Here is a 21,234-nt window from a genome sequence, read left to right as displayed (position 1 = left end):
CGTCACATGTCTATCCGATTGAAACTGCTGCGTAAGAAACTGGGGATGACCCTGGAAATGCTGGCCGAAAAGACTGGCATGACCAAAAGCTACCTGTCCAAGGTCGAGCGCGGCCTCAACACGCCCTCGATCGCTGCGGCGCTGAAGCTGGCGAGGGCGCTGAACGTCAATGTCGAAGAGCTGTTCGCCGAAGAACAGACCGGGCAGAGCCGCTACAGCCTGGTGCGCCGTACCGAGCGCCAGGCCCTGGTAGGCGATGGGCAAGGGCCGGGGTACGCGGCCCTCACCAGTCAGGTTGGCCAGCGCAGCCTGCTGCCGTTTCTGATTCAGCCGCCGGCCGAGTTCAGCGACCCCACGTTCAAGGAACACCAGGGCGAAGAGTTCCTGTTTGTACACGCAGGCCAGGTGGAAGTGGATTTCATGAGTGAACGGGTGTTGCTGGAGCAGGGCGACGCCCTGCATTTCAACGCCCAGACGCCGCACCGGCTGCGCTCGGTAGGTGTGACACCGGCGCAGTTACTGGTTGTGGTTCATCACGCAGACGAATGACTCCGCAGGGGGGGCAGATATGTCCCTCACGCGTTCTCAGTTGTGAAACGTCCGATTCATCGCAACAGCCCTCCCTTGCATAATCTGCATGCCGTTTTTTTGACGAATGCGCCTATCGCCCATTGAATTTTATTATGGTGTCGGATCATTGACGTAGTGTCATTGTGCCCATAAGCTCAAATCAACACCGAAACAACTCCCGCAGCACCGCACCAATAACTAATTGATTTTCCTGTTTTTAGGAGGGGAGTATGCGCACGACTCTGATAATCAAATCGATGTTCTTGCTGGTGATGCTAAGTGGTGCTGCCCGCGCAGCGGATTCGTATATAAATCAGAACAGTATCATTCCTGTTTCAACTGCAGGCTGGTTCTTTGCCTTTGCTGTGGTCGGTTTTGTTGCCGTTGCCAACCGCAGAAAGATCTGAACCGGATACCGTGTACGTAAAATGACTGCCCATCGCTGCGAGGCCACAAGCATGGCTTGTGAATTCTCCAACCGTTGCTATATTCCCAGTAGCCCGTAGGGCGAACGTTTACAAAGCGTTGCAGCCACGTCTACAGCGTCAAGGCAAGGGCCTACAGGAAGGTCGAGGCCATCGCGGCAGCTGTGCGCCGTGAAGCGGAGCGAGAGTTGGTGTGTTGTTCTCATTCAGTGCTCTTTGTCGGGCCATTTGGCCGGAGGGACCCTCATGGTGCGTTCAATGTTTGCCGCTTTCTGCATGCTGACGGTGTGGTCTGGCGCCGGTAACGCCGACCAGAACAGTGCCGCCTACCTGCTCAGCCCTGGCGATGTGGTGATGGTTTCGGTGTGGCAGGAAGACAGCCTGCGTCAAGAAGCCACCGTACTTCCCGATGGCAGTATCACCTTCCCCCTGGCCGGGCGCATCAATGTTGCCGGGCTGGATGTGACGGCAGTCGAAAAGCAGGTCGCTGCCAAACTCGAAAAATTCCTCCCCGACCCTAACGTCAGCGTTGTCGTCAAAAGCATTGCCGGCAACATGGTCTATGTCCAAGGCAAAGTGATCAAGCCCGGGCCTGTGCAAATGGCGGGCCCCACTGCGGTATTGCAGGCGCTGAGCATGTCGGGTGGCCTGGACAAGTTTGCTGATGTAGGCGAAATCAAGGTGGTCCGCGGCACCGGTGCTTCCCAAAAGATCCTGCCCGTGCGATATAAGGACCTGGTGTCTGGGCGGGACATGTCCACCAACATCCAACTTCAGGCTGGCGATACGCTGGTCGTTCCTTGATCTTGCCTTTAATAAGAACATTTAATGCCTCTTCTTAGAACAACTCGCATTGCAACGGCAATCTTGGTCTTGCCGTTCACGGACGCGGTACTGGCGGCAAATTGGCAGTCTACGGTGGTGGTACCGACTTCCGTCGAATACGACAGCAACCCATTGCTGCTTACCTCGGGGGAAAAGGGGATAACGCGCACGATCATCGCGCCGGATTACACCCTGATCGGCACTTTCGACCGCGACGAATTGAGGTTGGGGCTTGGCATGCATGTGCTGCGCTCGTCCGATACGGATATCGTCGATGACCGTGAAGACCCTGATATCAGCCTGGGTTGGCAGCGCACCACCGAGCGGGGGCGGTTCGGGTTGGTGGGGCGTTACAACGAAAGCTCGACGTTGTCGGGGACAGTACTCGATACCGGGGTGATTACCACCGACGGTACGCAGAAGCTTTACACCTTGACTGGCAACTGGAGCCAGGCGGTGACCGAGCGCAGCACCTTGAGCAACGAAACCACTTACAGCCGTGCCCGTTACGACATCAGCACGCTGACGGGCTACGACGAACTGGCGAACGTCTTTACCTGGACTTACGCCTGGAGCGAGCGGGCTGACCTGTATACCCGTTTTGGTGCCCGGCGCTATGAGCCCGAAGAGGACCTTACCGCGACGGCTTCCAACAGCTACAGCCCGGCAGTCGGTATCAAGTACCAGCTTGCCGAAGGCTTGAGCGCCGATGCCCATGTTGGCGTCAATCAGGTGTCGGGTGACGACGGCGGCCGGCGCGGGGAGGGTGGGGTTGCGTTGCTGTACACCGGCCCGCGTGCCGATGCCAGCCTGACTGCCGAGCGTAGCACGGTGGCAAGCGCTGAAGGCGGCTTCGCCGAACTGGACCAGGTGCGTGGTGTATGGAGCTATGCGCTGACCGAGTTGTCCCGGGTTGGCGCCGATGCCGCGTGGCAAGACAGCAAAGGACAGTCGCCCAACACGTTGCAGACTTACAGCGTATGGGCCAGCCGCCAGTTCTCGCCTTACTGGGACCTGCGCCTGTCGCTGATGTACAAGGAACGGCAGCAGGACCATGTACCGGATGCGACCGCTACGATCGTTGGTTTGACGTTGACGTACAGGTACCCCGACATCTGAACTTCAGGCAGGTGGCCCTATGAAGTCTGACTACGAGCTCTCCCTCAGAGATTACATCGCCATTATCAAGGACAGGGCCCTGGTGTTAGGGGTGAGTGCCGCAGTCATTCTCGCCGCGACCGTGGCTGTTGCGTTGATGGTGCCGCCGATCTACCAGTCGACGGGCACCATTCTGGTGGAGTCGCAGCAGATTTCACCGGAGCTGGTGTCGACCAACAACACCAGTTTTGCCGATGAGCGCATCGAGGTGATCCGCCAACGGGTGATGACCCGCGATAACCTGTTGCGCATCATTGGCAAGTACGACCTGTTCGCCGACAAGCGCTTCAGCGAAAGCGACAAGATCGACCAGATGCGCAACGCGATCGTGGTCGAAACCCTTACCACCTACGTGCGTGGCCGTGGTGAAGCGACCGTGGCGTTCAATGTGTCGTTCGAGCACAAGCAGGCGCAAGTGGCCAAGGAAGTCGCCGACGAACTGGTGACGCTGTTCCTCAACGAAAACCTCAAGCAGCGCACCGAGCGCGCCAACGAAACCACCGAATTCCTCACCCAGGAAGCCAACAAGCTGGGCGCCGAGTTGGCCAGCCTGGAAAACCAGCTGGCCGATTTCAAGCAGGCTCACGCCAATGCCTTGCCCGAGCACCAGACCTTGCGCATGAACATGCTGTCGCGGGCGGAGCTGGAGTTCCGCGAGGTCGACCGTGACTACAAGGCTGCCCAGGAAGAGCTGCGCTACCTGGAACTGGAGCTGTCTGCGGCCAATGCCGGCCTTGCCACCCAGGTTGCCGAGGGCACCCGGGCAACACGTGCCGACCAGCCCGAAGACCTGCCAAGCCTGAAAGCCGAATATGCGCAGTTGCTGACCCGCTACAAGGACGCCCACCCGGATGTAGTGGCAGTCAAGCGCAAGATCCAGGCGCTTGAAGCCAGCGGGGGGCGCACTGCGGCAGCGTCCACGGTCAGCCTCGACGCGGCCCGTGTCCGCGCCAAGATGAGCGCCGCGCAAGTGCGCATTGCCTCGCTGGCAGAGCAAAAGCGTGAGCTGACCCGGAAAATGGAAGGCTACGAAGCCGAGATCCTCGAAGCGCCGCAGGTCGAGCGTGGCCTGGTGACCTTGATGCGTGACCATGACAACGCGCGCAAGAAATACGAAGAGATTCGTGCCAAGGAAATGGGCGCAAAGATTACCGAAAGCCTCGAGCAGGAAAACAAGGCTGAACGCTTTGTGCTGCTGGAGCCTCCCCTGTTGCCTGAGAAGCCAATCAAGCCTAACCGCAAGAAAATCGCTGCGCTGGGCCTGGTGCTGGCACCGGCCGGTGGCGGTGCGCTGGTGATGCTGCTGGAAATGCTCAATCAGCGCGTGCGCGGCGCTGGTGCCCTGGAAAACCTGCTGGGCAAACGGGTGCTGGTGGCACTGCCGTACATCGATACCCGGGCCGACGTGGCCCGACGCAAACGCTGGCGCAATCGCCTGATCCTGGCGGCACTGGCGTTGGCAGCTATCATGATAGGGCTGGTGCACGTGTTCTACATGCCACTGGATGTGCTGTTGTACAAAGTCATGTCTCGGTTTGTATAGGGAAAGCAGTGATGGACAGGATCAAGCCGTCTGTTGGCAACAATATTCATCAGGTTACCCCGGGTACTCCCCAGGCACTGTCTCCGGCCCCCGGTACGGCGCTGGCCGAAGTGCCGGGTCAGTTCGATTACGTGAACACCAAGGTGGTACCGCTGCGTGCAGACCACCTGGAGCGTAACCGCATCGTGGCGTACAACAAAAACTCCAACATGAACGGGCCGATCGACCTGTTGCGCACGCAGGTGCTCAGGGCCATGGACGAGAACGGTTGGCGTACCTTGGCCATCACCTCGCCAACGCCGGAAGCGGGCAAGACAATGCTGGCGATCAACCTGGCCATGAGTATTGCCCACCACACCACCAAGACTGCGTTACTGGTGGACTTCGACCTGCGTCGGCCCAAGGTCGGCAGTTACCTGGGCCTGCCCATGGAGCAGGCACTGAACGAGTTTCTGACGGACAAGGCCGAGTTGCAGGACTGCCTGGTCAACCCCACCTTGCCGCGCTTCGTGGTGCTGCCAACGCGGGTACCCGTGCCCATGTCGACCGAGATGCTGTCTTCGCCCAAGGTGAACAACCTGATTGGCGAGTTGCGCAACCGCTACGAATCGCGCATTTGCATTTTCGATTTGCCGCCGCTGCTCAGCTCGGACGATGCGATCACCGTGATACCCAAGTTCGACTGCGTGTTGCTGGTGGTGGCCAACGGCATGAACAACAAGAAGGAAATCGAGGATTGCCTGCATCACCTGGCCACGGTGAACCTGATCGGGACAGTGTTGAACAAGGCTGACGAACAGCCGCGCACCTATTACTGAGCCTTCTGGCCATTGCCCTGTAGGCGCAGCCTTTTGCTGCGGCTACAGGGCGCAAGGGCAACTCAGCGCTCCCAGGGATACTGCAACTCCCACTGCCACGCATGCCGCACAATCTGCTCCAGCGAGGCGAATGCCGGGCGCCAGCCCAGCACCTGCATGGCTTTGCTCGCATCCGCCACCAGCCTTGGCGGGTCGCCGGCGCGGCGCGGGGCGTCAAGGACATTGATCTGCCGCCCGGTCACTGCCCGGGCCGTATCGATCACCTGCTGCACCGAAAAGCCAAGGCCATTGCCCAGGTTGAACGCGGCACGCTCGCCACCGCCCAGTAGATAATCCACTGCCAGTGCATGGGCCGCCGCCAGGTCTGCCACATGCACGTAGTCGCGTATGCAGGTGCCATCCGGTGTGTCGTAGTCGCGACCAAACACTGTCACCGCCTCACGCCGGCCAGAGGCCGCCTGCAGGATCAACGGGATCAGATGGGTTTCCGGGTCGTGACGCTCGCCTAGCTGGCCTTGCGGGTCAGCGCCTGCTGCATTGAAATAGCGCAGGCTTACCGACTTCAAGCCATAGGCCCGGTCGAAGTCCTCAAGAATCTGCTCGACCATCCATTTGCTCAACCCGTACGGGTTGATCGGCCCCTTGATGTGCGCTTCATCGATCGGCACGTATTGCGGGTTGCCGTATACGGCGGCACTCGAAGAAAACACCAGATGCCTGATGCCGGCATTGACCATGGCCTGCAGCAGCGAAAGGGTGGCTGCGACGTTGTTCTGGTAGTACTTGCCGGGCGCACTGACCGACTCGCCCACTTGAATGAACGAGGCGAAATGAAACACCGCATCGAAGCGACACACGCCAAACAGCACGTCCAGTGCGGCTTCGTCGGCGATGTCGAGCTTGGCCCACTGGATACCGGGGCCGGGTGAAACCAGGTCCGCAACCAGTACTTCATGGCCAGCGGCGAGCAGGTGCTTGACCATGTGCGAGCCAATGTAGCCCGCACCACCCACAACCAGATACTTCATCCCCACCTCCTGGAATCTGCTGTTTACAGACGCAGTGAACACTCCCTGAAACGTGCAGGTGGGATGATCAGCTACAGGTGACCTGAGCGTAGATGGCCATATGCTCTATTTCAAGAATAGCCAGTTGGACATGTAGGTACCGTCGAAGGTAATGGTGTATTGCCCATCCTTGTAGGCCACCGGCAGCGGTTTGAGCTGCATCCGTGCATCGCGGGCGAACAGTTTCAGGCCGGCGGGCGCCTTGATGTCCAGGCTGCCTTCAAGGGGCTCTACATTGAACGGCGTCTTGTCATCGGCCTTGGGCATGGCACGGGTGCCCAGCGACAGCAGAAGCTCGCGTGACTGGCCCAGTGGCTTGCCGTCCAGGCTCTGGACCACCACGCTGGCGTAAGGCGTTTTGGCTTGTATCTGAATGGCACCCAGCTTGATCGAGCGGTCGCCCAGCCAGCCGCTGGCGGCCTGGGTCAATGGTGTGTCGATGGTGTAGAGGCCTTGTTGCCAGTTGCGCCTGAGCTCGCCTGTGTCGGTCACCGACTCGGTGGCATCGGCGGCCAGCAGCGATTGCCCCGGGTCGTGAAGCACCTGCGCGTCTGCCGGGATGGAAGCGGGTTTTAGCCACGGCAGTTCCGGTGTGTGTGGGAGGGCGATCTGCAACTGGCCCTTTTCCATGGCCGTGCGCAGCAGCGGTGAGTTACGCGGGGTGATTTCCTGGTTGTACAGGGTGGCAGGTGTCGGTGCGAACACGTAGCGCGTGGTGGCTGCTTTTACGTCCCCACGGCGATAGAGCAGGGCAGCGGCGGGCAGGGTGGCAATCATCGCCGGGTCGTTGTACGCGTGCCAGTTGTCCGCCGTGCGCCATCCCGGGTTGAACGCTTGTTGGCTGTAGGCGTATTGCATCATGGCATCCCAGCCTTGGTGGCTGGCGGTGCCGGCGATGTAAATCGGCAGCGAGTGGCGGTCCGCCAGCGGGAAGGGCTCGGCGTTCCACTCGGTGACAGTCAGCGGTTTGCCGACGACCTGGGCGGCAGCAATCCAGTCGATCATGCCGTCGCTGGTCAGCGGGTTCTTCTCCAGCTGGCCTGCGTCGCCGTAGCTGTGGGCGTCGATGACATCGCCAACGCTCAATGCTGGCAGCGCGCTAAGCCCATTACCGCCCCAGGTACTGGTGGTAGCAATGGGCACTTTCACACCCACGCCGCGCAGGTGGGCGATCATGTCGGCATTGAAGCGCTGCTCCAGTTCGTTGAGCAACAGCTTCGACGGCCCATGCTCCCAGGCACGCCAGGTCAGGTCGGCGGGCAGGTCAAACTGTTTGGCAAAGGCCTTGGCTGCGGTCATGTAGCGCTCGCTGTGGCGCGGTACGTCCTTGTTCGGCATCAGGGCGTTGCCGTAATGCTGGGTCAGGTCATTCTCGTTGGTGATCAGCACGGCGGCGATGGCCGGGTCGTCCTTGTAGGCCAGGCCTGTGTATTCGTTCACATGGGTCAGGTACTGCTCGGCGAAGCGTTTCATCGCTTGCCGAATACTGTCGTTCACGTAGGCGTAACCCTTCAGGTCGACGCGACCGTCCTTCTCGGGCAGCTCCTTGAAGTCTTCGATGTTGTCGTTGGCGGTAAACGCACGCTGCACATGCATGTCCAGCCAGATGTAGATGCCTTCGTCCTTGAGTGACTTGATCCACAGGTCAAGCTTGCGCAGCGATTCGGCGCTGAGCTGCTGGGTATCACGCACCAGGGCGCCGTCGCCAAAGACGTTGGGGCTGACCCAGGGCGAGTCGTGGTGATGCAGGCGCACCAGGTTGAAACCAAGTGCCGAAAGGCGTTTGGCCTGTTGGCGTATTTCGTCGTCGGGGCTTTTGAACAGCGAATAGGCCGACAGGTTGGTGCCCCAGAAGCGTACCGGGGTGTTGTCGGCGAACATCAACTGGTCGCCGACCGCCTTGACGAAGCCACGCTTGCCGGCGGGCTTTTCCGCTGCGTTGAGGAACGACAGGTCCACCGGCGAGGTGCGCCAGTCCAGCTGGTCATCAGGCCAGTTGGCGGGGTCTGCCAGGCCGAAGCGCTCGCTGGGCGTCGGGCCGAGTTCGATGTCGCCGGTCACGTTGAGCACAGCCTTGAGCTGCTGGCGGCCGGCGCTGATCGGGTCCTTGTAGAGGAATGCGCGCAGCTCGGACGGGTTGCCGCGCTCAAAATAGACCTTGGCCAGTGGCGGGTCGAAGCGCATTTCGATGCGTCGCCCCTGGTCGGCCTTGCCCCATGTCCAGCCGCGGTTGTCGGGCAGCAACTGCGGGGGGCCCATGTCGCCGGCGATTTGAGCGGGGTCGAACTGAAACACCATGCCGCCACCCATGACGCCGCTCTGGCGGCTGTGGGCGTCGAGGTCGAAGGCCCAGCTCAGGGTTTGCGCCTGTTCCTTGCGAATGTCAGCCTGCAGGTCGAAGTCCAGTTCCTTGTTCTTGCCCTGCAGCGTGTAATGGTAGGGGCCATTGACCTTGAAGTCGGTATAGAAACCGGTCCAGCTCCAGTTGGCGGCCCAGAAATCGAACTTGGCCTTCATGACCGGGCCACCGCCGTGTGTCACGGTAGGCAAGCCATTTTGCTCATCGACACTGACCTGCCAGTCTGAAGCCCAGCTGGCCAGCGGCAGCAAGGCCAGGCCGGCAATGGCCGAAAGGCGCACGTAATGACGCAGGGACAGCCTATTCATGAACATTACCTGGGTTGTAGTCGGGTTCTGCCAGCTCCACGGCCGGGCTGTTGTGCAGGCGGCGAACCATCTGGATGTAAGCCACGCCCAGCCCTGCGATAGACCAGTACACCACCGGGATGAAGGTGATGCTGCTGACGGTGAAGATGATGACCAGAATGCCGATCAGCGTTGCCAGCAACGCCCGGCCGAGCTGTCGTCGCTCGTCATCCTTGTCGGCAAAACTGAGCATGGCCTTGCGGATACCCCGCAGCAGCACGGCAAAGAACGCCACGAACAGGCCAAGCCCGACCAGGCCGGCCCGCAGCGCCAGGTTGATGTAGGTGTTGACGATATCGATGATGCCTTCGCCCTGGATCATCGCCTGCATTTCGGGTGTGTTGCGAAAATCGAAGGAGCCGAACAACGGGTTGCGCTGGATGACGATCCACGAGTTATCCATCAGCCGCTCGCGGTAGGTGATGTTCTCTTTTTCGAGGTTACCGATGAACGGCAGCAGGTCCAGCACCTTTTCGCCGCCAGGCACGACGGTCAGCAAAGGCAATGCCAGTATGCCGGCCGCACCCAGCAGCGCCAGGCGCTTGACGGCGCCTTTGCCCAGGGCAATGAACACCACCACGATGACCACGGCGCCGATCCACGGGCCGCGTGACAATGGTGCGAACAGCCCGGCGGCCAGCAGCAGCGCGCCCATGGCCCTGTGCAACGGGCGTTGCACATAGCCTTGCACGAACAGGAACAGGCCGATGGCCACGCTCATCACGTACCCCAGTACAATCGCCTGGCCGGTGGTGACGCTCGCCCGCAGCGCACCGCCGCGGCTCAGGTAGCCGGACATGCTCCATGGCACGCCCATGGCGTCGACCAGGGCGCTGTACAGTAACCAGTGGCGCACATACTCGGCCACCGCGATCAGCGCCATGACGAAAGAGACGAGTACGAAGGCCAGCAGGGTGTCCTTGAAGTCGCTGATTTGTCGCAGGCCACGGCTGGCCACGTAATACGGCAGGAGTACGTCGACATACAGGTACAGCGCCTGGCGCAGCGTGTCGGTCGGGGTGGTTTCGCGCAAATAGAGCACGCTCAGCAGCAGCAGGCCGGCCGCCAGCAACTTATCGGCCCAGGTGCGGCCAAAGCGCAGGGTGTCACCTTGGCGGCGCAGGTGCAGCGCGGCCGGCAGCAGCACACACACGCTCAGCAGGCGAATATGGTTCAGATCGACCAGATAATTGACCACGCCAAACCCGGGCACCTGCACCGACGCTGGCGGGATCAGGAACAGCAGCATGTAGAACAGCGCCATGGGGTTGTGCTCGCGGCGCCCGGCCAGCAACAGCACCACCGCACCCACGCCCAGGTACAGCCAGAAGCTGTGCGAGAAAAAAGCCAGCAGGGTCAGCAGGAACCACAGATTGCGCCGGCGCTTGTAGTCGCTGGGCGGAATAAGGTCGGTCGCAGGCCGCCGCGCCATCAGGAAGACCACGCTCGCCAAAAACAGGATGACGATCAACGCACGAAAATGTTCAGGCATCGGCTATGTACACCTTTCCCTTGGTGGGCAACGGCTAGCATCGTGGCTAATTGAAACTATAGTGACTTTTAGCCAATCAGTCAGAGATTGAAGTCATGCCGTCGATTGATGTGTCAGCCGCCGCGAGCCTGCGCAAGCGGGCCCTGAGGGCCGGGTCGTGGAACCTGGTCTCGCAGGTGGCTTCACAGGTGATGCGCCTGGGCGGCAATCTGATCATGGCCCGCTTGCTGCTGCCGGAAATGTTCGGGGTGATGGTCATTGCCACCACTGTTTCGATACTGCTCCATTTGCTTTCCGATGTCGGCCTGCGCCAGAACATCATCCAGAGCCACCGTGGAGACGACCCGGACTTTCTCAATACCGCCTGGACCGTGCAGATCATCCGCGGTTTCCTGCTGTTTGCCCTTACCCTGCTACTGGCCCTGGGCGCTTGGTTGGCGCAATTGGCTGAGCTGTGGCCGGTAGACTCTACCTATGCCGCGCCCGTACTGCCGATGGTACTGGCGGTCACCGGCCTGTCAGCGGTTATCTGGGGTTTCCAGTCCACCAAGATAGATGTGGCGGTACGAACTTTCCAACAAAAGCGCGTGGTACTGGTCGACCTTGCCTCGCAGGTGGCTGGCCTGGTGGTGATGCTGGTGCTGGGCTTGCTGACCCATTCGATCTGGGCGCTGGTGTTATCAGGCCTGGTTTCGGCGGTCGCCTGGACCGTGCTGGGCCATACCGCCCTGGAGGGGCCCAACAACCACCTGCGCTGGGACCGTTCGGCGCTGGCCGAGCTGATCGTGTTTGGCCGCTGGATCCTGTTGTCGTCGATGGTCGGCGTGCTGGCGATGTACGGTGACCGCATATGGTTTGGCGCCAGCATGTCAGCGGCGCAACTGGGTGTGTATTCGATCGCCGTGCTGATCCTGGGGGCGGTGCAGACTGCGCTGATGAAAATTGTCGGCGCGGTGGCGCTGCCTGCTTTCAGCGAGGCGGCCAGGGCCGACGACAAGCCGCGCCTGAAAGCGCTGTATTTCCGCTTTCGGCTGCTGGTCGACCTGCTGGTACTGTTCATTTGCGGCGGGTTCCTGACCGCCAGCCCGCTGCTGATCGGCTGGATGTATGACGATCGCTACCGCGAAGCAGGGCCGATGCTGGCGATTCTCTCGCTATCGTTCATCGTATTGCGCTATACCTTGGCTCATCAGGTGTGGATTGCCTTGGGCCTGACCAAGTACCAGGCCATGGACAACATCATCCGCCTGGTCTCGTTATGGGGGCTGTTGCCGCTGTTACTGGCGATTGGCGGCGTGGAGTGGGCGATCTGGGGGGTTGCCCTGCATGCTGTGCCAACGTTGGTGCTAGTTGTGTATGTGAACTGCAAACTGGATATCTTCAGCCTCAAACGTGAGCTGGTGGTACTGCCGATGCTGCTGGTCGGGGCGCTGTGCGGGGCACTGTTGACGGCCTTTTTCAACTGGCTGTAGCGCAGTTTGCCGGGGGGTAACTTTTATGGCTACAGGTCACGGGATCATGGGGAAGCTCACTTTTTGTACTGCGCAGTTGGGTCGTAGAGGTTTTCTCCAGAGTTGTGTCTTGCTCGGTGTGGGGGGGGCGGTGTTCGGCGCCTCGCCGGCCGTTGCCGGCAAGTCGGTTGAAACGCCCGGGTTCGTGGTAATCAACGGTTGGGTATTGCCGTCCCGTTACTTCCGGAACGCGTCAGCATGATCAAGGACTTTCAGCAGCAGAAGGCGCTGCGCGACCACTATGATTTCTGCATCATCGGGGCTGGCCCGGCGGGTATAACCTTGGGCTTGCGCCTGGCCGCCGCCGGCTGGAGCGTCATGATCGCCGAAGGCGGGGGGCGCGAATATGCGCCGCACTCGCAAGCCTTGTACGCGTGCTCATCCACCGGCCTGGAACTGTATGCCGAGGAAACCCGCCTGCGTTACCTGGGTGGCACCTCCAATCACTGGGCTGGCCGTTGCCGTCCATTCACCCCGTCGGACTTTGCCGTCGCCCCGCCAGGCGATTTGCCGGGCTGGCCAATTCCCTACTCGGAGATCGAAGGCTTTCTGCCGGCAGCGATGGAGATCGTCGATCTGGCGCCTGGCTCGGATTTTCGCGCGATGAATGCCGGGCTCGATGGCGGCGACTTCGAGGCGGACCGTTTTCTGCTCAGCACGCCGACACGCTTTGCGCAAAAGTACGCTTCAGCACTGGAACAGACCCCAGGCCTGGACGTATTCATCAACTGTAATTGCGTTGACCTGCAGTTCGACAAGGCGTCCGGCCACCTGGCTGCGGTGGTTTTGTCCGACTATGAGCGCAATCGTCAACGCCTGGAGGCTGGCAATTTCATTCTGGCCACAGGTGCCATCGAGAATGCCCGGCAGTTGCTCAACAGCGAGACCCTGGTGGCCGCAGGCGTGGTGGGCAAGGAAGGGCTGGTCGGCGGGTGTTTCATGGAACACCTGAACATCGAAATGGGCACTTTCATCCTCAAGTCCGGCCTGGACCCTGAGCCGCGCCAGTACTACACCACGGATGCTTTCGTCGACGCGTACAAGGCCGGTAAAGGCAATGTCACCGCCGCCTTGCTGGCCGATGTGCAAACCTATGGCCGCACTGCCGAGGTGAAGTATTTTCTCGAGAGCCTGGCCTGCGACATGGGGTTTGCCAACAAGGTCGCCTTCGTCGCCAAGTTCAGTTGCCCTGGTGACGGCGTGATCAGCACCATGATCGAGCAGTTCCCCAACCTGCACAGCCGTATTTCGCTGCTGGACCAAAAGGATGCGCTGGGCGTGGCTAAGGTCAATGTCAACTGGGTGCTTAGCGCCGAAGACCGGCACACCATCAAGTGCATTGGCAGCGAACTGGCCAAGCAGTTCGCCGACATGGACCTGGGGTTCGTCAAACTCAACGATTTCGTCTACGACACCTCGATTCCGCTGAAAATGGCACCCCATGCCCATCACATGGGCACCACGCGTATGGCCGCCTCGCCGCAGTTCGGTGTAGTCGATGCCAATTGCAAGGTGTTCGGTACCGAAAACCTGTATGTCGCCGGCAGCAGCATTTTTGCCAAGGGCGGCGCCTCCAACCCGACCATGCCGCTGTTGCAATTTGCCGTGCGGCTGGCCGACCACCTCGATAACAAGATGAAAGCGGCCGGCAGCGCCGCTGCGTGATGCAGGTTGTACACGGGTGAGTGCGATGCGGTCAGCACCTAGAAGAACGAGACCGGAACGCCTCAGGACACTCCAGTTTGTTCAGATCGCGAGGCCAGGCAGTATGAAGGAATGGATACGCAAGGCAGTGGCGCACTACGCCCATGCAACCGGGCGCGGGGGCAAATTCTACAGGAGGTTCTGCAACCCTTCTGGTCTCGAATGGGGAGCCTATCTGGCCCGATGGGGCAACTTTCATTCGGTCGGCAGCAATTTCTTCGTCAATACAGGCTGCAAGTTTCTCGACCCGTCGCTGGTCCGTATCGGCAACAGCGTGGGCTTGTCCGATTGCACGCTGATCGGTCATGACGGGGTGGTATTGCTGATCGAGCATCGTTTTGGCAAGCATCTGGATTCGGTCGGTTTCATCGACATCAAGGACAATTGCTTCATCGGCCATGGTGCGATCGTGATGCCTCGCGTGACCATCGGGCCCGAATCCATCGTGGCGGCAGGGGCGGTAGTGACCAAGGACGTGCCGCCAGGCACCGTCTATGGAGGCAACCCGGCCGTGTTCATCTGTACCACCGAGCAGTTGATTCAACGGGTCGAGGCACGTTGCGAAGCCTACCCATGGATAGACCTGGTGAAGCAGCGCAAGGGTGCCTACGACCCGGAAGTTGAACCGCTGTTGATGGCGCAAAGACGCCAGTATTTCTTCGGGGACGGCAAAAATGGCTGACAAACCTGTGGATGTCATGGTGGTGAACTTCAATACCGCTGGACTGCTGCAGCCGATGTTCGATGCACTGCGCCGGGCCGACAGCGAGCGGCTGGCCAGTTACCTGGTGGTCGACAATGCCTCGCGCGATGACTCGGTGCAGCGCATGGCCCAGGTGTGCCCCGAGGCGCTGCTGCTGAGCAACAAGCAGAACGTGGGCTTCGGCCGGGCCAACAACCAGTTGTTGGCGCACCTCAAGGGCAAGTACGCCTTGCTACTCAATACCGATGCCTTCGTTGCCCCTGATTCTCTGCAAAAAACGCTCGACTACATGGACGCCCACCCGGAATGCGGGGTGCTGGGGGTGCGCCTGGAGGGCCGCGATGGGGACCTGCAACCAAGCTGTCGCTACTTCCCCACGCCGCTCAATGTGTTTGTTGGGCGCACCGGGTTGGGGCGGTTCTTCCCAGGGTTGAAGATGGTCGACGAAATGAACTGGGATCACGCCTCGGTGCGCGAGTGTGACTGGTTGCCCGGCTGCTTCTACCTGGTGCGCCGCGAAGTGCTCGACAAGGTGGGTTTGTTCGACCCGCGCTACTTCCTTTATTACGAGGAGGTGGACCACTGCAAGCGGGTGAAGGAAGCGGGCTGGAAAGTGGTGTTCTACCCGCATACCACGGTGGTGCATATCGGTGGCGAAAGCTCCAAGTCGGTGGCGGAGCTGGAGGCTGCCAGCCGGCAGATCTCGTCCTATCAGATCGAAAGCGAGTTGCTGTACTTTCGCAAGCATCACGGGGTGGCGGGGCTTGCCCTGCACATGCTGCTGGTCACGCTGGGCGACTTGGTGCTGGCACTCAAGGCACTGTTGAAACGACGCGGTTGGGGCGCGATTCAGGCCTGCTGGCGTCATTGCCGGGCAACCTGGTCTTTGCTGTTCAAGACCCGGTACGCCAGCCAACCGACAAGGTAGGGGGGAGCCATGTTCGATAATATTCGCGCCGACCTGCGAGCCCATGGCGGGGACTGGGGCGCTCAGGGCTTCTGGGTATTGCTGGTGTACCGCTTTGGCCGCTGGCGTTATACGCTGCGCCCGGCCCTGCTACGCAAACTGTGCTCGCTCATCTACAAGGTGCTGTTCAAATTCGTCCAGATCATCACCGGTATCGAACTGCCTTGCGAGGTGGTGATCGGGCGCAACTTCGTCATCGATCATTTTGGCGGCATCGTTGTCAGCGGCTATGCCCGCTTTGGCGATGACTGCCGTATCCGCAACGGTGTGGTGGTGGGCCTGAAGAATGTCGACGAGCCTATTGCCCCGGTGTTCGGCAACAACGTCGACATCGGCACCGGGGCCAAGGTGTTGGGCAGCATTCGCATTGGCAATAACGTGATCATCGGCGCCAATGCCGTCGTGCTGGTTGATGTGCCTGACAATTCACTGGCAGTGGGGGTGCCGGCCATCATCAAGGCCCGGCAACCGACCGCCACGGCGTCGGTCGAGTGAGGCCCATGGCAACGGTGATCGGCGTAGTGGTGATTGGCCGCAATGAAGGCCAGCGTCTCGAGCGCTGCCTTGTTTCGCTCGCGCAGGGCGCAGACAAGGTGATGTACGTCGACTCGGGTTCCACCGACGGTTCGCTGCAGTTGGCCGCCAACCTTGGCGTTGAAGTGCTGGCGCTGGACATGGGTATCCCGTTCACCGCCGCACGCGCCCGCAATGAAGGTTTTGCCGCCTTGCAGCGCCTGTTGCCCTCGATGCAACTGGTACAGTTCGTGGATGGCGACTGCGAGGTGAATGCCAATTGGCTGGCCACGGCACAGGCTTTTCTTGAGCAGCACCCCGCCGTGGCAGTGGTGTGTGGTCGCCGGCGTGAGCGCTTCCCGCAGCGTTCGGTGTACAACTTGCTGTGCGACCTGGAGTGGGATACCCCGGTCGGTGAGGCCAAGGCCTGTGGCGGCGATGCGCTGATGCGGGCAGACGCCTTTGCTGCTGTGGGTGGCTTCCGTCCTGACCTGATCGCCGGCGAAGAGCCTGAGCTGTGCGTGCGGTTGCGGGCCAACGGCTGGAAAGTCTGGCGACTGGATGCCGAGATGACCCTGCACGATGCCGGCATGACCCGTTTCAGCCAGTGGTGGCGGCGTAGCCTGCGTGCAGGGCACGCCTATGCCGAGGGCGCCTACCTGCATGGCCAGCCACCCGAGCGGCATTGGCTGCGTGAGTCACGTCGGGCCTGGTTGTGGGGCCTGGGCATACCCTTGGTGATCGCGCTGGCCTGCCTGCTGCTGGGCGGCTGGGGCCTGCTCTTGCTGTTGATCTACCCACTGCAGGCCGTGCGCCTGGCCCGCCGCGGCGGCAGGTCGACGCGCGAGAACTGGCTGCAGGCGGTGTTCCTGGTGTTGGGCAAGTTCCCGGAAATGCTCGGCCAGCTGAAGTTCCTGCGCCACCGCCTGGCGGCTGGCAAATCGGCTTTGATCGAGTACAAGTGAGAGAAACCCATGATGCTCGGCACCCTCGTGAAAAGCGTGTTTACCTTGCAACCGGGTTACTCGTTGCGGGCGATGCACAACAAGTACAAGTTGGCACGGCAGATCGCCAGGCAGTGGCCTGAGCTGAACGGGTTCATGCAGCGCATGACGGCAGCGCTGGGCCCGCAGGGTTTGCAGCGTCTGGGTGTGGATTGTATCGGTGTCGTGCAATGGCCTTACATCAGCCGATGCTGGGAGGCCCCACAGCGTCTGGATGTGGTGGCATCGCACTTTGAACGGGTGGCTGGGCAGTTCCCGGCGTTGCTGCTGCTGGGGCGCGACGAAACCCTGAGGCTGTGTGACCTGTCCAGCCATTCGCCGGACTGCTGGCTGGTACTGGACCGGCCTATCTGGTTCAAGCGCGAAGGCGAGCTGGTGCTGAACCTGTTCCAGGCCGACCTGCGTGTGGCATCCCTGGCCTTCACCCTGGGCTGCAGCCAAGGCGAGACCAGCCTGTTCATCGGTGCGGTGCAGGGTATTCACAAAGGTATCGACAGCGAAACCTCACTGGCTATCTACCGTGACCTGACCAAGGACTTCGAAGGGTTGCGGCCGCGCAGCCTGTTGCTCGAAGCGTTGAAATGCCTGGGCAGGACCCTGGGCGTAACGCAGCTGTATGCCGTCAGCGACGCTTGCCGGCACCATCGCCATCCCTACTTTGGCAGCGACAAGGGCCAGGACCTGGCGGCCAACTACGACATGATCTGGCAGGAACACGGCGCCACAGCGTCTGATCGTGAGGACTTTTTTACCCTGCCGTTAGCGCCGGCGCAACGGGCAGAAGCTGACATCCCGGCCAAGAAACGGGCGATGTACCGCCGCCGCCAGGCATTGCTTGACGATGTTTTCACCCGCTTGCAGGCAGCATTGCCAAGCAGCAACCACAACCTTGGACTACAAGGAAAACAGGGGGATGCATTTGCTGTGAGTGCATCGGCAGTAGACAGACCGCCCGTAGTCGACAGCCTGAAGTGAAGGTTGCCAGGGAAGGTTGGTCATCAAGCGGGTTTGGATCTGGATTCGTATGCATATTGCTTACTTCATCAATCAGTACCCGAAAGTCAGCCACAGTTTCATCCGTCGCGAGATTCTGGCGCTGGAGCGCCAGGGGGTTGAGGTGCAACGTATAGCCCTGCGTGGGTGGGACGCCGAGGTGCAGGATGCCGAGGACGCAACCGAACGGGGCAAGACCCGCTACGTGTTGCAAGGTGGGCTCAAGGGGTTGTTGGCGCCGACGTGGCAGGTACTGCGTACGCAGCCGCGGCGGTTTTTCCAGGCGCTGTGGCTGGCCATGCGCCTTGGCCTGCGGGCCGATCGTGCCTGGCCCTACCACCTGGTCTACCTGGCTGAGGCCTGCCTGGTGCTGCAATGGTTGCAGGCCGGGGAGGCGACACATGTGCACGCGCATTTCGGCACCAACTCTACTGAAGTGATCATGCTGGCCAACGTCCTGGGCGGGCCGGCATACAGCTTCACCGTGCACGGGCCGGAAGAATTCGACAAACCACAGTTCTTGCACATGGGTGAGAAGGTGCAGCGCGCCGCCTTTGTCGCGGCGGTGAGCTCGTACGGACGTAGCCAGCTGTACCGCTGGGTGGCGCACGAGCACTGGGGCAAGGTGAAGGTGGTGCATTGCGGCCTGGAGCGTGGTTTTCATGAGGTGGCGCCGGTCGATGTGCCATCGGCGCCACGGCTGGTGTGTGTTGGGCGCCTGTGCGAACAGAAGGGCCAGCTGCTGTTGATCGAAGCGGCGCGCTGTCTGGCTGCCCGGTCGATCACCTTCGAGCTGGTGCTGGCGGGTGACGGTGAAATGCGCAAGCAGATCGAGGCCGTGATTGCCCGGCACGGCTTGCAGCAGCACGTGCGTATCACTGGCTGGATCAGCAGTGCGCAGGTACGTGAGGAAATCCTGGCCGCCCGGGCGCTGGTGCTACCCAGTTTCGCCGAGGGCTTGCCCGTGGTCATCATGGAGGCCATGGCCCTGCGCCGGCCCGTGCTGACCACCTATGTAGCGGGTATTCCCGAGCTGGTGCGGCCTGGCGAGAATGGCTGGCTGTTTCCTGCCGGCGCCGTGGACGAGCTGGCAACAGCCATGGCCGACTGCCTGGCACAACCGGCCGAGGCACTGCAGCGCATGGGCGAGGTGGCCTACCAGCGTGTAGTGCAGCGGCATGATATCGACACCGAGGCGGCCAGGCTGGCCGGCTATTTCAAGGCATACGCATGATAAGTGTATTGGGTTGGTTACTGGGCCTGCTGGCGATCATCGTCCTGGTACCGGTGTTGGTGCTGGTGTTGCAAGTGTTGCTGGCTTGCCTGCCGGCGCGGTCGAGGCCCAAGGGCATTGGCGAGCGCCCGCGAGTGGCGGTGTTGGTGCCCGCCCACGATGAGGCCTTGATCATTCGTGCGATGCTGGCGAGCGTTACGCCGCAATTGCTGGACGGCGACCGCTTGCTGGTAGTGGCGGACAACTGTTCGGATGACACGGCCCGGTTGGCACGTGAGGCCGGTGCCGAAGTGGTAGAGCGCCACGATACGCGGTTGCGCGGCAAAGGTTACGCATTGGATTTCGGCGTGCGTCACCTGGCTCAGCGGCCGCCCGAGGTGGTCATTGTGGTGGATGCCGACTGCCAGGTGGGCGAGGGGGCGATCGACTGCCTGGCCCGCCGCTGCCACGAACTTGCACGCCCGGTACAGTCGCTGTACCTCATGCGTGCACCGGCAGGCGCCGGGTTGAGAGTGCAGGTTGCCGAGTTTGCCTGGCGGGTCAAGAACCTGGTGCGGCCGCGCGGCTGGGCACGCCTGGGCCTGCCATGCCAGCTGATGGGCGCGGGCATGGCGTTCGGCTGGCACGATCTGAGCCTGATCAACCTGGCCAATGGTCATCTGGTCGAGGATGTAAAGCTGGGCCTGGACCTTTGCCAGCAGGGCAAGCCTCCTGCTTTCTGCCCCGAGGCACTGGTCACTAGCCAGTTCCCGCTCAGCCAGCAAGGCCTCAACAGCCAACGCACCCGCTGGGAGCATGGCCATCTGGGTTTGATGCTTGCCGACGCACCCAAACGGGCGATGGCTGCGATCACCCAGCGCAACGCTAGCCTGGCGGCCTTGACCCTGGACCTGCTGGTACCGCCCCTGGCGTTGCTGGTACTGACCTTGCTTGGGCTTAACCTGGTGACCTGGCTGGCGTACCTGCTGTTCGGCCTGGCGGCGCCCGCGTGGCTCGCCTTTGCCGGGTTGGCCTCGCTGGCCTTTGCTGTGGTGTTGGCCTGGGCGCGCTTCTGCCGTGAAGTGATACCGTTCTCGGTGTTGTTGTACGCGCCGTTTTACGCGGCCAGGAAGATTCCCTTGTACCTGAGTTTCCTGATCAAGCGCCAGGTTGAATGGGTGCGTTCAAAACGGGATGACGACTGATGGCTCAGTGGCAGAATCGCTGGAAGCGTGTGATCGAGCAGCTGGAAGTGATCGCTGATGACGCCGCCGTGCAGCACCTTCTCGACCGCCTGGCTACGCCGGATACCGGCACCGTGCTGGGCTTCGTCAACGCCCATGCGATGAACCTGGTTGTGCGCGATGGTGGCTACAGCCAGGCACTGTCGGCCGCAGATGTACTGCTGCGCGATGGCGCCGGCATGGCGATCCTGTATCGCCGCCTGGGCCTGGAGCCCGGGCTCAACATGAACGGCACTGACTTCATTCCCAGGCTCATGGCGGCCTACCGAGGGCGCAAGGTTGCCTTCTGGGGCACCCGGCAACCCTACCTTGATCAGGCTGTGCAGCGCTGTAAAGCCGAGTTCGGCATCGTGCCGGTGTCGGTTCACGATGGCTTCGCCAGCCTTGAAACCTATTTACAGTTGGCCCGCGAGCAGCGACCCGAGCTGATCGTGCTGGGCATGGGCATGCCCAAACAGGAAGCGGTGGCGGCGCAGTTGGCAGCCACTGGCGGGCCATGCCTGATTGTGTGCGGTGGGGCGATCCTGGACTTTCTTGGCGGCAAGGTCAGCCGTGCCCCCGAATGGCTGCGGCGTTTGGGTGGCGAGTGGCTGTACCGCCTGCTGCGCGAGCCCAAGCGCCTGTTCATGCGTTATGTGGTGGGCAATCCGCTATTCCTGTTGCGCACCCTGTTGTACCAGCGGGCGGCGGTTTCGGCCAGGCGGGCCCTATGAATCGGTCAAAATTCGCACAAGCGGTGATTCCGGGTACGCCAGCAGCGGGTGACTGCTACAGTGAT

General features: G+C 61.3%; 19 protein-coding genes. 16 read left to right on the top strand and 3 right to left on the bottom strand.

Annotated features, from left to right (window positions below; genetic code table 11):
* The first annotated feature begins 6 nt into the window (after positions 1-6).
* The 6 genes from LVS58_RS12540 to LVS58_RS12515 all read left to right on the top strand — a co-directional run bounded on the left by LVS58_RS12540 (position 7) and on the right by LVS58_RS12515 (position 5,339).
* Complete coding sequence (locus LVS58_RS12540; RefSeq protein WP_233691349.1) at positions 7-549, top strand: helix-turn-helix domain-containing protein; 543 nt, start codon at positions 7-9, stop codon at positions 547-549.
* A gap of 251 nt (positions 550-800) precedes the next feature.
* The gene (eppA, locus tag LVS58_RS12535) at positions 801-977 is read left to right on the top strand and encodes an EPS-associated small membrane protein EppA (protein WP_004374238.1); all 177 of its coding nucleotides are present in this window, start codon (positions 801-803) and stop codon (positions 975-977) included.
* Positions 978-1,241: 264 nt separating this feature from the next.
* Positions 1,242-1,799, top strand: coding sequence for a polysaccharide biosynthesis/export family protein (locus tag LVS58_RS12530; RefSeq protein ID WP_233691348.1), 558 nt, complete (start codon positions 1,242-1,244; stop codon positions 1,797-1,799).
* A 24-nt stretch (positions 1,800-1,823) separates the two neighbouring features.
* Positions 1,824-2,939, top strand: coding sequence for a hypothetical protein (locus LVS58_RS12525; RefSeq protein ID WP_019438668.1), 1,116 nt, complete (start codon positions 1,824-1,826; stop codon positions 2,937-2,939).
* 19 nt (positions 2,940-2,958) lie between these two features.
* The gene (locus LVS58_RS12520; RefSeq protein WP_233691347.1) at positions 2,959-4,521 is read left to right on the top strand and encodes a GumC family protein; all 1,563 of its coding nucleotides are present in this window, start codon (positions 2,959-2,961) and stop codon (positions 4,519-4,521) included.
* 11 nt (positions 4,522-4,532) lie between these two features.
* Positions 4,533-5,339, top strand: coding sequence for a CpsD/CapB family tyrosine-protein kinase (locus LVS58_RS12515; RefSeq protein WP_233691346.1), 807 nt, complete (start codon positions 4,533-4,535; stop codon positions 5,337-5,339).
* A 62-nt stretch (positions 5,340-5,401) separates the two neighbouring features.
* Here the strand turns inward: LVS58_RS12515 and galE are convergent, their stop codons facing one another.
* The 3 genes from galE to LVS58_RS12500 all read right to left on the bottom strand — a co-directional run bounded on the left by galE (position 5,402) and on the right by LVS58_RS12500 (position 10,604).
* Entirely contained in the window at positions 5,402-6,367 is a 966-nt protein-coding gene (galE, locus tag LVS58_RS12510; RefSeq protein ID WP_233691345.1) for a UDP-glucose 4-epimerase GalE, read from the bottom strand.
* Between the two features lie 105 nt (positions 6,368-6,472).
* Positions 6,473-9,073: a cellulase family glycosylhydrolase gene (locus LVS58_RS12505; RefSeq protein WP_233691344.1), complete on the bottom strand. Its 2,601-nt coding sequence runs from the start codon at positions 9,071-9,073 to the stop codon at positions 6,473-6,475.
* Complete coding sequence (locus tag LVS58_RS12500) at positions 9,066-10,604, bottom strand: O-antigen ligase family protein (RefSeq protein WP_233691343.1); 1,539 nt, start codon at positions 10,602-10,604, stop codon at positions 9,066-9,068. Before LVS58_RS12500 ends, LVS58_RS12505 begins: the two co-directional genes overlap by 8 nt.
* Before the next feature lie 95 nt (positions 10,605-10,699).
* Between LVS58_RS12500 and LVS58_RS12495 the strand changes: the two genes are divergently transcribed.
* The 10 genes from LVS58_RS12495 to LVS58_RS12450 all read left to right on the top strand — a co-directional run bounded on the left by LVS58_RS12495 (position 10,700) and on the right by LVS58_RS12450 (position 21,169).
* Positions 10,700-12,076 carry an oligosaccharide flippase family protein gene (locus LVS58_RS12495; RefSeq protein ID WP_233691342.1) on the top strand — a complete coding sequence of 459 codons (1,377 nt, stop codon included), beginning with the start codon at positions 10,700-10,702 and terminating at the stop codon, positions 12,074-12,076.
* A 237-nt stretch (positions 12,077-12,313) separates the two neighbouring features.
* Positions 12,314-13,780, top strand: a complete 1,467-nt coding sequence (locus LVS58_RS12490; RefSeq protein WP_233691341.1) for a GMC oxidoreductase — start codon at positions 12,314-12,316, stop codon at positions 13,778-13,780.
* A gap of 103 nt (positions 13,781-13,883) precedes the next feature.
* The gene (locus tag LVS58_RS12485) at positions 13,884-14,501 is read left to right on the top strand and encodes an acyltransferase (protein ID WP_233691340.1); all 618 of its coding nucleotides are present in this window, start codon (positions 13,884-13,886) and stop codon (positions 14,499-14,501) included.
* Positions 14,494-15,450, top strand: coding sequence for a glycosyltransferase family 2 protein (locus LVS58_RS12480; RefSeq protein ID WP_233691339.1), 957 nt, complete (start codon positions 14,494-14,496; stop codon positions 15,448-15,450). The genes LVS58_RS12485 and LVS58_RS12480 overlap by 8 nt, the downstream gene beginning before the upstream one ends.
* A 9-nt stretch (positions 15,451-15,459) precedes the next feature.
* The gene (locus LVS58_RS12475; protein ID WP_233691338.1) at positions 15,460-15,984 is read left to right on the top strand and encodes a serine O-acetyltransferase; all 525 of its coding nucleotides are present in this window, start codon (positions 15,460-15,462) and stop codon (positions 15,982-15,984) included.
* A gap of 5 nt (positions 15,985-15,989) precedes the next feature.
* The gene (locus LVS58_RS12470) at positions 15,990-16,967 is read left to right on the top strand and encodes a glycosyltransferase family 2 protein (protein ID WP_233691337.1); all 978 of its coding nucleotides are present in this window, start codon (positions 15,990-15,992) and stop codon (positions 16,965-16,967) included.
* A 9-nt stretch (positions 16,968-16,976) separates the two neighbouring features.
* The gene (locus LVS58_RS12465; RefSeq protein ID WP_233691336.1) at positions 16,977-17,981 is read left to right on the top strand and encodes a VirK/YbjX family protein; all 1,005 of its coding nucleotides are present in this window, start codon (positions 16,977-16,979) and stop codon (positions 17,979-17,981) included.
* 49 nt (positions 17,982-18,030) lie between these two features.
* A complete protein-coding gene (locus LVS58_RS12460) occupies positions 18,031-19,233 on the top strand; it encodes a glycosyltransferase family 4 protein (RefSeq protein WP_233691335.1) in 1,203 nt (400 codons plus the stop codon).
* The gene (locus LVS58_RS12455) at positions 19,230-20,417 is read left to right on the top strand and encodes a glycosyltransferase family 2 protein (RefSeq protein ID WP_233691334.1); all 1,188 of its coding nucleotides are present in this window, start codon (positions 19,230-19,232) and stop codon (positions 20,415-20,417) included. The genes LVS58_RS12460 and LVS58_RS12455 overlap by 4 nt, the downstream gene beginning before the upstream one ends.
* Positions 20,417-21,169, top strand: a complete 753-nt coding sequence (locus LVS58_RS12450; RefSeq protein WP_233691333.1) for a WecB/TagA/CpsF family glycosyltransferase — start codon at positions 20,417-20,419, stop codon at positions 21,167-21,169. Before LVS58_RS12455 ends, LVS58_RS12450 begins: the two co-directional genes overlap by 1 nt.
* Positions 21,170-21,234: the final 65 nt, after the last annotated feature.

Source organism: Pseudomonas sp. JR33AA, assembly GCF_021378985.1.
Taxonomy (GTDB): domain Bacteria; phylum Pseudomonadota; class Gammaproteobacteria; order Pseudomonadales; family Pseudomonadaceae; genus Aquipseudomonas; species Aquipseudomonas alloputida.
Note: the sequence above shows the minus strand (reverse complement) of the source record. Positions and strands in the feature narration are given on the sequence as shown.